This is a genomic window from Candidatus Schekmanbacteria bacterium, assembly GCA_003695725.1.
Classification (GTDB): domain Bacteria; phylum Schekmanbacteria; class GWA2-38-11; order GWA2-38-11; family J061; genus J061.
This window is the reverse complement of sequence record RFHX01000068.1, coordinates 1-14,364: the sequence shown is the minus strand read 5'-3', so window position 1 is coordinate 14,364 and position 14,364 is coordinate 1. Positions and strand designations below refer to the sequence as shown.

At 34.9% G+C, this 14,364-nt stretch carries 14 protein-coding genes; 9 read left to right on the top strand and 5 right to left on the bottom strand.

Annotated features, from left to right (window positions below; translation table 11 throughout):
* The first annotated feature begins 2 nt into the window (after positions 1-2).
* The 7 genes from D6734_03105 to D6734_03075 all read left to right on the top strand — a co-directional run bounded on the left by D6734_03105 (position 3) and on the right by D6734_03075 (position 4,426).
* Positions 3-350, top strand: coding sequence for a sterol desaturase family protein (locus D6734_03105; protein RMF96901.1), 348 nt, complete (start codon positions 3-5; stop codon positions 348-350).
* 34 nt (positions 351-384) lie between these two features.
* On the top strand, positions 385-765 hold the full coding sequence (locus tag D6734_03100) for an FxsA family protein (protein RMF96900.1): 381 nt from the start codon (positions 385-387) through the stop codon (positions 763-765).
* The gene (locus tag D6734_03095) at positions 752-946 is read left to right on the top strand and encodes a hypothetical protein (GenBank protein RMF96899.1); all 195 of its coding nucleotides are present in this window, start codon (positions 752-754) and stop codon (positions 944-946) included. The genes D6734_03100 and D6734_03095 overlap by 14 nt, the downstream gene beginning before the upstream one ends.
* Positions 947-1,105: 159 nt before the next feature.
* Positions 1,106-1,678, top strand: a complete 573-nt coding sequence (locus D6734_03090; protein ID RMF96898.1) for a hypothetical protein — start codon at positions 1,106-1,108, stop codon at positions 1,676-1,678.
* A 32-nt stretch (positions 1,679-1,710) separates the two neighbouring features.
* Complete coding sequence (locus tag D6734_03085) at positions 1,711-2,793, top strand: 3-dehydroquinate synthase (GenBank protein ID RMF96897.1); 1,083 nt, start codon at positions 1,711-1,713, stop codon at positions 2,791-2,793.
* Positions 2,790-4,028 (top strand): tyrosine--tRNA ligase, encoded by a 1,239-nt coding sequence (locus D6734_03080; protein ID RMF96896.1) that lies wholly within the window; start codon positions 2,790-2,792, stop codon positions 4,026-4,028. Before D6734_03085 ends, D6734_03080 begins: the two co-directional genes overlap by 4 nt.
* A 59-nt stretch (positions 4,029-4,087) precedes the next feature.
* Complete coding sequence (locus D6734_03075; protein ID RMF96895.1) at positions 4,088-4,426, top strand: P-II family nitrogen regulator; 339 nt, start codon at positions 4,088-4,090, stop codon at positions 4,424-4,426.
* 14 nt (positions 4,427-4,440) lie between these two features.
* Here the strand turns inward: D6734_03075 and trpC are convergent, their stop codons facing one another.
* Genes trpC through fsa form a run of 3 tightly spaced genes read right to left on the bottom strand, consistent with a single transcriptional unit; the run spans position 4,441 to position 6,129 of the window.
* Positions 4,441-5,211: an indole-3-glycerol phosphate synthase TrpC gene (trpC, locus tag D6734_03070; protein RMF96902.1), complete on the bottom strand. Its 771-nt coding sequence runs from the start codon at positions 5,209-5,211 to the stop codon at positions 4,441-4,443.
* A gap of 27 nt (positions 5,212-5,238) precedes the next feature.
* A complete protein-coding gene (locus tag D6734_03065) occupies positions 5,239-5,460 on the bottom strand; it encodes a zinc ribbon domain-containing protein (protein RMF96894.1) in 222 nt (73 codons plus the stop codon).
* 21 nt (positions 5,461-5,481) lie between these two features.
* The gene (gene fsa / locus D6734_03060; protein ID RMF96893.1) at positions 5,482-6,129 is read right to left on the bottom strand and encodes a fructose-6-phosphate aldolase; all 648 of its coding nucleotides are present in this window, start codon (positions 6,127-6,129) and stop codon (positions 5,482-5,484) included.
* Positions 6,130-6,305: 176 nt separating this feature from the next.
* Between fsa and priA the strand changes: the two genes are divergently transcribed.
* Complete coding sequence (gene priA / locus D6734_03055; GenBank protein RMF96892.1) at positions 6,306-8,738, top strand: primosomal protein N'; 2,433 nt, start codon at positions 6,306-6,308, stop codon at positions 8,736-8,738.
* Between the two features lie 17 nt (positions 8,739-8,755).
* On the opposite strand, the gene D6734_03050 is transcribed toward priA, so the two are convergent.
* Positions 8,756-12,109 carry a response regulator gene (locus D6734_03050; protein RMF96891.1) on the bottom strand — a complete coding sequence of 1,118 codons (3,354 nt, stop codon included), beginning with the start codon at positions 12,107-12,109 and terminating at the stop codon, positions 8,756-8,758.
* A 150-nt stretch (positions 12,110-12,259) separates the two neighbouring features.
* On the opposite strand from D6734_03050, the gene D6734_03045 reads away from it, so the two are divergent.
* Positions 12,260-13,549, top strand: a complete 1,290-nt coding sequence (locus D6734_03045; GenBank protein RMF96890.1) for an NAD(P)/FAD-dependent oxidoreductase — start codon at positions 12,260-12,262, stop codon at positions 13,547-13,549.
* On the opposite strand, the gene D6734_03040 is transcribed toward D6734_03045, so the two are convergent.
* Positions 13,546-14,133 carry a TetR/AcrR family transcriptional regulator gene (locus D6734_03040; protein ID RMF96889.1) on the bottom strand — a complete coding sequence of 196 codons (588 nt, stop codon included), beginning with the start codon at positions 14,131-14,133 and terminating at the stop codon, positions 13,546-13,548. The genes D6734_03045 and D6734_03040 overlap by 4 nt on opposite strands.
* Between the last annotated feature and the right edge of the window lie 231 nt (positions 14,134-14,364).

Sequence of the window (14,364 nt, the reverse complement as noted above, 5' to 3'; positions counted from 1 at the left end):
TTATAGTGATTAAATGTTTTGCTATCTCATTGTTTACATATTTTACTTTTGAAATATTGGTCAACCTTTCAATACAGTTTCATCATAGCTCCCTCAAAGTCCATACTTTGTTGGATAAATTGTGGATGATCCTATTTGTACCGCCTTCAATGCATAGAATTCATCATTCTATTAAAAAAGAGGAGTATAATTCAAATTACGGTGTAATTTTTTCATTATGGGACAAGCTTATCGGAACTTTTTTGACAGGAAAAGATGAAACTAAAATTGAAATAGGTCTTAACTATTGCAGGGATTTTAAAAAATTGGGTTTTTATCATCTTCTTGTAATGCCTTTCAAAATATCTTAAATTGTCTATAACTCTTTAAAAAGGCAAAAGAGAAATGTTTTTCAAGCTGTTTTTACTCTTTACGATTGTTCCAATAATCGAGCTTGCAATCCTTATCAAAGCAGGCACAATATTTGGTGTTTTCAACACCATTGCAATTGTTATTATTACTGCTATTGCAGGCGCATATTTAGTGAAACTTGAAGGACTTAATGTCTTATATCGAATTCAGGAAAATATCTCTAATGGTATTTTCCCTGCTGAAGAATTATTGGATGGACTGCTAATTTTTATAGCTGGGGCTCTTCTTCTTACTCCCGGATTTGTAACGGATATCCTCGGTTTTTTAATGGTCTTTCCTCCCACACGAAGAATTTTGAAAGAAATTATCAAAAAATATATCAAAACCCATTATTTCCCCTATGAAATTCTTTAAAAAAGGGGTCAAGTCTGCTTTTGGCTTTTCTTGGCATTTTCATAAACAGCAAATTCGCATCTTTCCCGAAGATTTAGATTATGCCCATGGCTTTTACTTAACTCTCCTTCAAGGAAATATATCAAGAAATGGGGAAGACAAGTCGTGGGATTTCCTGAATGAAAAATTTCCTGCCCCTTAAGGGAGATGCTTTACCTTTTTAAAAATTTAACATTCCGACCATCACATTTAACATTTTGTTTTGTAACTATCCTACCCAATTCTTGGTTGACAGGCAGGTTATAATTCCATAGAAGGATAAAAATTAAAATAATGAACAAATAAATTTAAGGAGAATTCAATGGAATCTACGAAAATAAAGATGGGGGATGAAATTATTGAAATTCCAAAACTTCCTTATGAATCAAAACTTGCGGGGATTTTAAGAGGTCTTCACACAATTTATGCGTTAACAATAGTTCGTCTTTATGAAAAATATGGTGATGGTGTACTCGAGGAAGCATCTAAAGTGTGGTATGAAATGGGGCTTCAAGCAGGTGAAGAGATAAAGAAGCTTGCAATGAAAAAAAGTGGAAAGACGGAGATGGGAATAGAAGAGTATTTCAGGTATGGCCCTTATTCGATTGAAGGAATGGGATTTTTTGATATAGGATTAGAGTTGAAATGCATTGAAGCGACAAAGGAAAAAGCTGTAGGTAGAATGATAAATTGCCCTTTTTTGAGGATATGGAAGTCCGCAGGAATCAAAGATGAAAAAATGATTGCAAAACTATGCAAAACTCTTTACCCCTTCGATGAGGCGTTCATAAAAGCCTTTAATCCAAAGATGAAGGTGCTCTATAGCTGTGATAAACCGGGATTTGAAGAGGGGAAGGATTATTGTCAGATTGAAATAGAACTAAAAGATGAATAATAAATATCATTTGCTGAATTTAATCAAAAGAAATGGCTGAGATTAAGGTTAGATTAAAGGAAAGAAGTTATAAGATACATATTGGACTTGGTATTGCTGACAAAAGCGGTGAAATAATTGAATCCTTTACTCCTCATAAAATACTCATAATCACGAATCCTTTAGTCTACAAGATAGCAGGCAAAAGAGTTGAGAACTCTTTAAAGAAAAAAAGACTGAAGTTTTCAACAGAAATAATTCCTGATGGTGAACGATATAAGACTCTTGCGACTGCCAAAAAACTTTACGATGTAATGGTAAGGGAAAAGATTGAAAGAGATTCTTTGATAATAGCTTTAGGAGGCGGAGTAATAGGTGATATTGCAGGTTTTGTTGCCGCTACTTATATGAGAGGAATACCTTTTGTTCAGATTCCTACTACTCTGTTAGCGCAGGTTGATGCAAGCATTGGAGGAAAGGTAGCAGTGAATCACAGCGCAGGGAAAAATCTTATAGGAGCTTTTTATCAACCTAAGGCGGTAATTTCAGATTGTGAGTTTTTGAAAACTCTAAATGAAAAGGAATATAAAAACGGACTTGCAGAGGTTATCAAGACAGCGGCGATTCTCGATGCTGATTTTTTTTCTTATATTGAGAAAAATTTAGAAAAAATTATGCAAAGAGATGAAAAATGCCTCTTTCATATGGTAAAAACTTCTTCATATCTCAAGGGAAAGGTTGTTGCCGAAGATGAAAGAGAAGGCGGAAGGAGAGCAATTCTCAATTATGGGCATACTTTTGGTCATGGCTTTGAAAAATTAGGAAATTATAGACGATTTAGTCATGGAGAAACCGTAATGGCAGGAATGATACTTGCTGTTTGGCTTGCCCTTCAATTAAAAGTATGCGATAAGGAGACTGCTCAAAGGCAGGAAGATTTGATTCGTAAAGTAGGTCTGGCGAAGGGTATATTTGATTTTGATGCGAGAGATTTAATTGAAGCAATGGAGCGGGATAAGAAGAAGAAAGCTGGAAAATTGCGTTTCATATTGACAAATAAAATCGGCTCTGCAATTATCAGCGATACTGCAAAAAGAAAAGATATTCTTTCAGTTCTAAAAAAGTTCACCAAATGACTAAAAAAGATATTCCTGTCAGTGACTTAAGCCTTCAGCTTGAAATTATAAAAAAAGGAGCTGTTGAAATAATTGAATTAGCTGAGCTTGAGTCTAAGCTAAAAAAGTCTATTGAAACGAAGAAGCCGCTCAACATAAAAGCAGGTTTTGACCCTACCTCTGCAGACCTTCATCTTGGACATACAGTGCTGATGAACAAACTTAAAGCATTTCAAGATTTGGGGCATAAGATTTTTTTTATTATAGGTGATTTTACTGCCCGTATAGGCGACCCCTCAGGAAGAAATGAGATGAGGAAGCCCCTGTCTGACGAAGAAATTATAGAGAATGCAAAAACATACAGCGAGCAGGCATTCAAGATTTTGGATAGAGAAAGGACAACGATAGTATATAACAGCTCATGGATGAATAAATTGACTCCTTCCGATTTTATCAAGTTGGCATCTAAGCATACCGTTGCTCGGATGCTCGAAAGAGACGATTTTAGCAAACGCTTTTCTGAAAATAAGCCAATCGGGATTCATGAGTTGTTCTATCCAATCATTCAAGGATATGATTCGGTTGCGATAGATGCTGATATTGAGATAGGTGGAACGGACCAAAAATTTAATCTTTTAGTAGGTAGAAATTTGCAGAGAATGATGGGAAAACCGCAGCAAACGGTTATTACGATGCCCATCCTTGAAGGGCTTGACGGGGTACAGAAAATGAGCAAAAGTTTGAACAACTATGTGGGTATTACTGAGCCGCCAAAGGAGATGTATGGGAAGATTATGTCCATAACGGATGAATTGATGCTTCGTTATTACGAACTTCTTACAGATATGAGGCAAAGCGAAATAGAAGAATTGAAATTGAAGATTAATAATGGTTCTCTTCATCCAATGGAAGCAAAACAACACTTGGCTTATATGATTGTTGCCCGTTTTCATAGTGAAAAAGACGCAAAATTTGCTGAAGAAGAATTTGTAAGACAATTTAGGGAAAGGAAGATTCCTCAGGCAATTGACGAAATAAAAGTAAAGTGTGACGATGGAGATATATGGATTTGCAGATTATTGAAGGAGATAAAAGCAGTATCTTCCACTTCAGAAGCAAGAAGGAAAATAACAGAAGGTGCTGTGAGAATAGAAGGCAATAAGATAAATGATGTCAATCTGTCTCTTCCGGCAAAAGGCAAGGTGTTGATTCAGGTTGGTAAAAAAAGATTTTATAGAGCTGATTTTGAAAACTAAATAGTGTAAAATAAAAAATAATATTTTTTTTGAAACCTTCGCAAAAGGAAGGATTTTAAATGAAAAAGATTGAAGCGATTATCAAACCCTTCAAATTAGATGAAGTAAAAGAAAATTTGGGAAAAATAGGAGTAAAAGGCATTACAGTTACTGAAGTAAAAGGATTTGGCAGACAAAAGGGTCATACAGAGCTTTATAGAGGCGCAGAGTATGTTGTGGATTTTCTTCCGAAGGTTAAAATTGAAATCGTGGCAAAGGATGAAATGGTAGATGAAATTGTAAATGTAATCACATCGTCTGCCCAAACAGGCAGAATCGGTGATGGGAAAATTTTCATCATTCCTGTGGAGGAAGCCGTTAGGATAAGGACAGGGGAAAAAGGGGAAAACGCCCTTTAGGAAATATGCTTTAATCAATTACAAAATTCTTTTAAAATCTCTTCTTTGTTTTCTGAAAGCATCAGTAATTCACCAATAAGAAAAGCCCTTACACCGCATTTTTCTAATCTTAAAATATCGTCTTTAGTCTTTATTCCACTTTCACTTACCACAATCCTGTCTGACGGAATATATTGAATCAATTTTTCAGTGACAGAAATATCCGTTTTGAGAGTATGTAGATTTCTATTGTTGATTCCTATTATCTTGGCACCTGCTTCAAGAGCCATATCTATCTCGCTCTTGTTATGTACCTCAACCAATGCATCCATACCCATAGATTCTGCTTTGAGTCTAAAATCTTCAAGCTGTCTAACAGTCAATTGAGAGGCAATTAGAAGAATGGCATCTGCTCTATATGCCCGAGATTCGTATATTTGATATTCATCTATTATAAAATCTTTTCTCAATATTGGTAGAATTGAACTTTTTGCGGCAAGATGAAGCATATTCAATGAGCCCTTGAAAAATTTTTCTTCTGTCAGCACAGAAATTGCAGCAGCGCCACCTCTTTCATATTCTTTTACGGTTTTTACAACATCGATATCTTCCGCAAGGTTTCCTGCGCTTGGTGATGCAGGTTTGATTTCAGCTATGATTCTAAATCTGCTCTTCTCAGAGGAGAGAGATGAAGAAAATCCAAAAAGAGGGTTGCATTTATCTATGAGCTTTTCAATTCCTTTTAGAGGGACTGCTTTCTTTCTCTTTTCTACCTCTAATCGCTTTGATTGAATAATATCTTCTATGACTTTCAACTGGATTATATAGCTATTCTATTTACAGGTTGAACAGTTTGTCGATGTACATCCACTGCAAGCGCTTCCTCCCGGCGATGAAGAGGTGAATTTATCTCCTGAAGCAAAACCGCATAATGACATCTTCTTTATTATATGCTCTCCATTGCACTTTGGACAGTGTATCTTGCTGTCTTTGGAAAGAAGCAGATACTCAAACTCTTCTTTACAATCCTGACATTCGTATTCATAAACTGGCATTTTTCTGCTCCTTTGTTTGCTCTATTTATTGGGAATGCTTTCCCAGTCTTCCAAAAATTTCCTGATTCCTTTTTCAGTGAGAGGATGATTAAACAGCTTGTTTATTACATCAGGTGGAATTGTTGCAACATCACAACCAGCCATTGCAACCTCTACTACATGAAGGGGATGGCGGATGCTTGCTGCAATTATTTTTGTTTCAAACCCATAATTATCGTAGATAATCCTTATTTGTCTAATAATTTCAACTCCTTCATGGCTTATGTCATCTAATCTTCCGATAAAAGGAGAAACATAGGTTGCACCTGCTTTTGCTGCAAGAAGGGCTTGCGATGGTGAAAAGATTAAAGTTACATTGGTTTTTATATTCTTGGATGAAAGTATTTTTACTGCCTTCATCCCCTCTTTCGTCATAGGTATCTTGATTACAATGTTTTTATGTATTTTTGAAAACTCTTCACCCTCTTTTACCATTCCTTCAGCATCACTGCTTACGGCTTCTGCACTAATGGGACCATCCACTTCTGCCGCTATCTCTTTTAAAACTTCATTGTAATTCCTTCCTTCTTTGGCAACTAAGGTTGGATTCGTGGTAACTCCATCTAAAATTCCTATGGCATTTGCTTCTTTTATTGCTGTTATGTTTGCAGTATCAATAAAAATTTCCATAAATTTATCTCCAAATAATTCAAGCTATTATACATTATTCTAAAAAATAATTAAGATAAAAGCCCTTCTATGTCAAGGACATTTAAATTCTACGAAATCGGCAATTTCATTACATTTCTTGACTTTTGGCGTCTCAGATTCATAATGACTTTAGTATTTCAACCTTATATTTTCCAATGGATGATTCATTAAAATATATCCGCGTAGCAGTGGAGTTTAATACAAGAAATTTGTATACCTACGCAATTTCCGAGGAATCGCTGGGCAAGATTAAAAGAGGAAGCAGAGTACTTGTCCCCTTTGGCAAAAGAGAGATAACGGGTTATGTTGAAGAGATTTTAGATAATAAAGATACAAATGGTTATCAAATCAAAGAAATATCCTTTGTAATAGATGAAGAACCTTTGATTTCTGATGATATGATAAGACTCTGCCATTGGGCATCTGAATATTTTTTGTCTCCTATTGCTTTTTTTTATCGTTGTGCATACCCCCCCGGAAGCAACTTTGCATCTTCACTTAAAATTGCAAAAAAGGAGGAGATAAAAGTTGATGAATATTTTCCTTTGCTTTCTGACAAAGAAAAAGAATTGTTGAATATTATTGAGGATAAGAAAGCGGTTACTGTGAAGAGTCTTAAAAAAAAGTATAACTTCAAAAATGTTTATACACTCATATCAAAGCTCAGAGAAAAAGGAATTATCGAAAGTTTCCAGAAAATCGGAAAGCCAAAAATATCAGAAAAATTGGCTACCATTATTTGCAGAGGAGAAAATTTTGATGAAGCTGAAAATAGGGCAAAATTGGGAAGCAATCAGTTAAAGCTCATTGAACTAATTAAAAAAGAGGAAAGAGTAGAATTTTCAATTGCATCAAAAATCACAGGAATTACACACAATTCCTTGAAAAGCTTGGAAAAAGCCGGATTTATTAAGACGGATAAGATACGGATTTATAGAAAACCGGATTATGAAATCAGCACAGAGCACGAAACTTCCTTAAAATTAACCTCCTATCAAGCTATTGCCTTTCAAAAAATTATTGAAGCTATTGATAAGGCAAAAAGTACTGTTTTTCTGCTCCATGGAATAACAGGCAGCGGGAAGACAGAGATTTATCTTCAGTTGATACAATATGTTTTATCAAAGGGAAAAAATGCTCTGCTTCTTGTCCCGGAGATTTCTCTTACTCCCCAGATGCTATCAAGATTTAGAGCTCGTTTCGGGGATAAAGTTGCGGTGCTTCATAGTTCACTTTCGTACGGTGAAAGGTATGACGAGTGGTATAGAATTTATAATGGAAAGGCACAAATTGTCATTGGGACTCGTTCAGCGGTCTTTGCTCCTATTGGAAATCTTGGCGTTGTAGTAATAGATGAAGAGCACGATGACTCTTATAAGCAGGAAGAGATTCCAAACTATGATGCAAGAGAGATAGCCCTCAAAAGAGCGGAATTCGAGTCAATTCCTGTTGTTTTGGGCTCTGCAAGCCCTTCTATTGAATCTTATTATAAAGCAAAAAAAGGAGAATACTGCATACTTTCTTTGCCTGAAAGAGCTACAGGGATTCCTCTGCCTATTGTCAAACTGATTGATATGAAACGGGAGAAGAATAAAGTCATATCTAAGGAGCTTAGAGAGACGATTCAGGAATCCTGCAGAAGAAGTGAGCAGGCAATTCTTTTTTTGAATAGAAGAGGATACAACCGAATCGTTCAATGTTATTCCTGTGGGGCTATATTGACATGCAGAGACTGTTCCGTTTCACTCGTTCTTCACCGCTCAGATAATTTGCTGCATTGCCATTATTGTGGTGCTCTTTCAAAAAAACCGCCTCTTTGTCCACTTTGTAAGAAAGAAAAATTAAAAGGCATAGGGATTGGCACAGAATCGCTTGAAGCTGAAATCAAAGAAATATTGAAGGGAAAGAGGGTTCAGCGTTTTGATAAAGATGCGTTGACAGGGAAAAAATCACTATCAGCAATATTAGAGACATTTAAAAAAGGGGAGATTGATGTCCTTGTAGGAACGCAGATGCTTTCACTTGGCCATGATTATCCAAATGTTACGCTGGTAGGCGTGATAGCTGCCGACCAAGAATTAAATTTTCCAGATTTTAGAGCTGCAGAAAGGGCTTTTCAGATTCTTCTTCAGGTTTCAGGAAGATGTGGAAGAAGCAATCTTCCGGGTATAAGTTTGATTCAAACCTATCAACCGGATAATTATGTCCTTGAAGCTTTGAAAAATCATGATTATGAATCCTTTTATGAAAAGGAGATATTGTTTAGGGAAAAATTCAAATATCCCCCCTTTTCAAAGCTTATAAATATTACTTTTTCAGGCATAAGGCAGGTAGAAGTAAAAAAAACTGCTCTTTCCTTCAAGTCGGTTTTGAAAGAAAAGATTTCTTCCAAAACAGTTCAAATTCTTGGCCCTGCAGAGCCATTGAGGTGGAAAATAAGGGGTAAATATAGGAGGCAAATTTTGATCAAATATACCGATGAGCCCCAAGCTGTAAAAAAGGCGCTGGATGAAATTTTGAAGAATGAATTTTCAAGAAAAAAAGGCGTAATGATTAGTATAGATGTAGACCCTGTGAATTTACTCTAAAAGAGCAAATGTGTGAATCAAGCTGAAAGCTTGTGAAGATTGTCTTCCAATTCTACGAAGGTGAAAGGTTTTAATATATAGGGGCAGGAAGAATTTTTTAAAAAATTGATAGTTTTATGATTTATAGTGTCGCCTGTAATGAAGAGGATTTTCTTTGCAAGGTTGGGGAATTCAGAGGATATTCGATTGTATAATTCCTCTCCTCCAATACCGGGCATACGAATATCGCTGATTATATAATCGAAGTTTTTGACTTTTTTGATAGTCTGAACTGCCTCTATGCCGTTTTTTGCTTCATAAACAAGATATTTTTTTCTGTTAAAATATTCCTTTACACATTCTCTAAGGTCATCTTCATCATCAACGATTAGAACACTTTTGGGTTTTTCTCTCTTAACGGGTGACTTAAATTCGATTATGTTGTCGTTATATTGAGTGTCTGATGAGGAAGACGGAAGTTCTATTATAAATTTTGCTCCTCCAGTCTCATTATTCTGCGCATAAATGTTTCCATTATGCTCCTTTATAATTCCATAGCTTATTGACAATCCCAATCCTGTTCCCTTGCCTACCTCTTTTGTTGTGAAGAAAGGATCGAAGATTTTGTGCAAAATGTTTTCTTTGATTCCTGTCCCATTGTCTGAAATGCATATTTGAATGAAATTTTTCTCTTTTTTTCTTATGAGAGATGAGGAAACATTTATTATCCCTCTCTCTCTTCCTGCATCGATTACTGAGTGTTCAGCATTGACTAAAAGATTCAATATTACTTGTTGAATTTGCAGAGGGTCCACTTCAACTTTGGGAAGATTTTCATCGAGGTTGATTACAACATTTACTTTCTTGGCTTCTAATTCATATTGTTGAAGTTCAATGCTCTTGTAAATAACTTCATTGATGTCTGTTTTTATTTTTTCAAGTTTCTTTTTTCTTGCAAAGGCAAGGAGGTTGCTGACAATTTTTGCGGCCCTTTCTGACTGAATCTTTATTCTTTCAACCTTGTATTTTAAAGATTCATCTATTTTCTCTTCCAAAAGGAGCTGAGAATAAGCATTGATTCCAGCCAGAGGATTATTTAATTCGTGTGCAACACCTGATACAAGCTGACCAATAGACGCCATTTTTTCCGCTTGTATCAATTGTTCTTTCAGATTCTTTTCTTCGGTTATATCGCGCGCAATATGTAAGGCGCCTTTGATAGAGCCGTCTTCATCAAATATAGGAGACACTGAAATCAGAAAATTTCTGTTATCGCTTTCATCTTTCATTTCACTTGTCTCAGTCTTTCCGCTTCTCATCATTTCTTTGTGGGGGCAATGTTCTCTACATGTTTTCGAGCGATACAATACATCGTAACATTTTTTTCCCACAAGCTCTCGAGGATGTTTATTCAGAAAATTAGCCAAACTTTTGTTTGCTTTGATGATAATATTATTTTGTCCAATAATGCAGATGTGGTCCTTCACTGAATCGAATGTGGCAACCCATTCCTCTTGTGATTTCTTTATTGTGTTGAATAGCTCGGAGTTTTCAATTGCCACTCCTATTTGTTCTGAAATTGGTTTGAGAAGTTTGAAATCCTGTTCTGAATATGAGTTTTTCTTTTTATGATAAAAATTCATTGTCCCAACTTTTTTACCTTTGCTCCAAACAGGAAAAATGAGATAGGAGAAGATACCATTGTTTAAACATGGAACATCTTCTGCAAAACAATGTTCTTTGGAAGTATCTTTTCTAATATAAGGATGTCCTGTATCTAAGACTATGTCTATCGATGTATTTTCCCTATCAAAGGAATTAGAATCTACTTTATAGAAAGGAAGTTTTTTGGTTGCGCCTAATACTTTTATTTTCTTCCTTTCTTTTTCATGAGGCAATGTGATTGAAAAAATATCAAAATCAATTACTCCTTTGATTTCTCTTTCTAATTCTTTGAAACTTTCGCTCAAATCAAGGCTTGAAGCAAGTATTCTTGTAATTTTGAATATGGACGAAAGCTCTGTTTCGCTTTGCTTAAGAGACTCCAATAGGTGTGTGTTTAAAAGGCTTATAGATAAATTTTGACATAGAAATTCGATATATTTTATATTTTTTTCCCTGAATGATTCTTTTTCCTCTGATAAAAGCGTTATAAACCCAATTAACTTCTTTTCGCTTTTAAGTGGAGAATATAGAAGAGTGCATTTCTTTTCAGATACCAAAAAAATGTCTTCTGCATATGTTTTGGAAGAATCAGCCAATACTTCTCTTACTATTGAAGTATTTTGATTCATAAAGTCGCAGAAATATGTTTGTTCTATTCGTATCTTTGAATTATTTGGAAATCTGAAAGTATTGCCTTTATTGTCAAAAGAATAAAATTTGACGGCTTCAGTTAGTGAATCGTCAAATATTAACAGGCACCCCCTTTTGAAATGCACAAGGCGTGAAATATATTTTGCAAAATTATCTATTTGCTCTTTTATATTGGAACTTTGGCTTAGCGAATTGAGAAAAAGATTTAAATATTCAAGTCCCTTCTTTTGTTTTGTTATTCTGTCCTCTCTTTGTGAAAATTCCTCATAGAGTTTGTCGATTCTTTCTTCTATTACCTTGTGGTCATTGAGGATTTTATATTCTTTATGTTTGCTGTAGCTGTTGTTGCGGATATTATCGATTTTTTCACAAATATTTTTCAGAGACCTTTTTTCTCTAATATAAAATATTCCGCATAGGCAAAAGATTAATATCAACAGATATAGATTTTTGAGAATTACCTTTTTCAAGATTTCATTTTTAATTGAGTCAGAGATGATTTTTTGTGGAAATTCGAAGGAAAATACATAGGGAATGAGCTTTTCCTTCCCATTGAAATTTACTGGAAGCGATACATCAAAACTAATTTTGGCATATTTTGTTACGACAGGATTTGAAAAATTTTTGATACCCTTGCTTTTATGTATATCTGCCTTTCTGCTTTCTTTTTCTTCTGAATAGAATGGATAGCTGTATAAAAAGCGCAGAGATTCGTTTTCCCGTGAGTGGACAGTAATTGTTATTGATTCCTTTAATTTATCATAGAGCCCATTGTATTTTTGATTTAAAAATTTTGAATGACAGAGGTCACATCTATTGAAGTTGGAAAGTTGAAAATAAAGTTTTTCTTTAGCTTTTGAATCCTTATTTATAGATTGTATTTCGTTGAGAGCAGGATTTATGAAAAAAGCAAGGAAATGATTCTGAAGTTCTATGATGAGATTTCTTTTTGAAAGGTTGTATTCTTTATATCCTTCCAATGAGGATAGAATAAAGAAAATTATTGTTATACAAATACTTACTTTAAAAAATTGATTAGTTCTTCTTTTATCCTTTTTATGATTTTTTGAATTCATATTCCAAATATGTTTTTACAGATTATTTATTCTCGGAAAAATTCCTGATTTTTAGAGAAATTTTATAAAAAAATATTCTTTGTCTTGACTTGATTTGTTGATTGACTATCTATTAAAAAGTTAAAAAAATTTAATATCGGTGAATTGAAAATGGAATACCATAAGGATTTGATAATCATTGGCGCAGGTCCCTCAGGTTTGATGGCAGCTGCGACTTCATCTAAACTTGGACTTACCTCTTATCTGATCGAAAAGAAATCGAAAATTGACACTTACAAACGCTCCTGTTGCTCAATGATTCTGACTGAACCGGGGATGCACGGGGAGTATCTGGCTTTTGAAAATGATAGAATATGCTTTTTGAAGAATGATTTTTCAGTGAAATATACGGGCGCTTATACTGATTTATGGCAAAGTATAAGGATATCTCCCTCTGGCAATACTCTGCGTCTTGGCAGGAAGGCTTTCCCTGTTGCCAAAGTTATAAATAAAGCCCAGCTTTTAAGAAATCTTCTTGATGAAATCGATGAATCATTAGTTGAAATTCTGACTTCAACTGTAGCAGGCAATCTCGAAGAGGAAGATGATGGTGTTATTGTCAGTGTTGTCGAAAAGGGCAGAAGATTCAAATTGAGGGCTAAGCTTTGTCTTGTGTGTGATGGTGTAAATTCACACATTGTTGATATTTTGGGATTGAATAGAAATAGGAAACATTTCTTTACCTCAAAGGTGGTATCTTATGTTTTGGACAAAACGAAGATCCCCTACCCCAATTCGTGGATAACATTTATGGGCCGTTCTGCATCGCCTACAGGGGCTATATATATGCTTCCAAAGCCGATAGGAGAAGATGGCAAAATACTTTATGAGATTAGTCAGGGATTGCCGTTGATTGGTGAGAAAAACTATAGCGCAAAGGCACTTCTCGATAATTTTATAGAGAATAGCCATTTCAGTGAATGGTTTGAAGATGCGGAGATAATTGATGTGCATGGTACCACACATATTATGCGTTCTCCAATTAGAAAACCTTTTTTGAAAAGAACTATCTTTGTAGGAGATAGCGCTGCTTTTATGGAGGTCGATAATCAGGGAGCTTTAATGTGCGGTTTCAATGCGGCAAAAGCGGCTCAGAAGGAATTGGAAGGAGAGAAGGGATTTGATGAATATTATCAGTTTTGGAATACTCATTTTGAATTTAACGACGAATCTCTTTTAAGCCCCATTATTAAAGGGTTTGGTTTCAGTGCGTTTTCTGATGATGAGATCGATTATCTTTTTTCTCTTACACAGGACACTTTATACAGCGGTTATGTCAACCATTTTACTGTTGGGCGAGTTATCCTAAATATATTCTTGGAAAAACTTCCCCAAATTGAAAAAGAAAAGCCGGAAATTGCGAAAAAATTGAAGTCTTTCGTTGAGAAAATCAATAGTTAATGAAGATTGTTATTTTTCATAATCAGCCGCATTGACATTTCTTCTGCAAAATTGGTAACCTTTTTTAAAGGCATCACATTATGCCCCAATAAACGGCTTCTGCAGATTTCTCTTATCATACCAAACATTGCCCGCACAACAAGGTCTTCATCGATACTGGAGTCAAAAATACCGGATTCTTTTCCTTCCTTTATTATCTTCTTTGTCGTTTCATAGATTATTCCTGTCTGACCGTATTCAGGCCTCATTAGGGCATCCACCTTTTCAGGAAGCTCTTGAAATACGATTTTGAAGAGTGTTTTATTTGCTTCGATTTCCCGAAAGTGAAACTCGATTATCTTTTTGATTTTTTCATTAGGAGTTTTACATTTTCCAATTGATTTTAAAAATTTACCGACAAAGCCTTTCATCTTTTGCTCAAAGGCGCGAAGAAAGAGCTCTTCCTTGCTCCTAAAATAATGATAAATTGTTCCTTCCCCAACATTTGCATCACGGGCAAGGTCAGCTGTTCGGGTTTCATGGAAACCTTTTTCAGCAAACAATTTCAAGGCACTATCGATTATCTTTTCCTTTTTTGGCTTCAATTGAATTATCCGATTTTTTAAAAGTTGAACAAAACATATCCATTATTCAGATTTAAAAGTCAAGAAATTAGTTAATATATCAATGAGATATAAAATATTCTGTTTGTATCTTATTATCATATATTAAGGGGTATAATTTCAATTGAAAATATTACAAAGATTTGTATAGTGGAAACATTATTTACATAAATCTTATGAGAAAAAAGGAGATTACAAATTTATGGGAGAAGG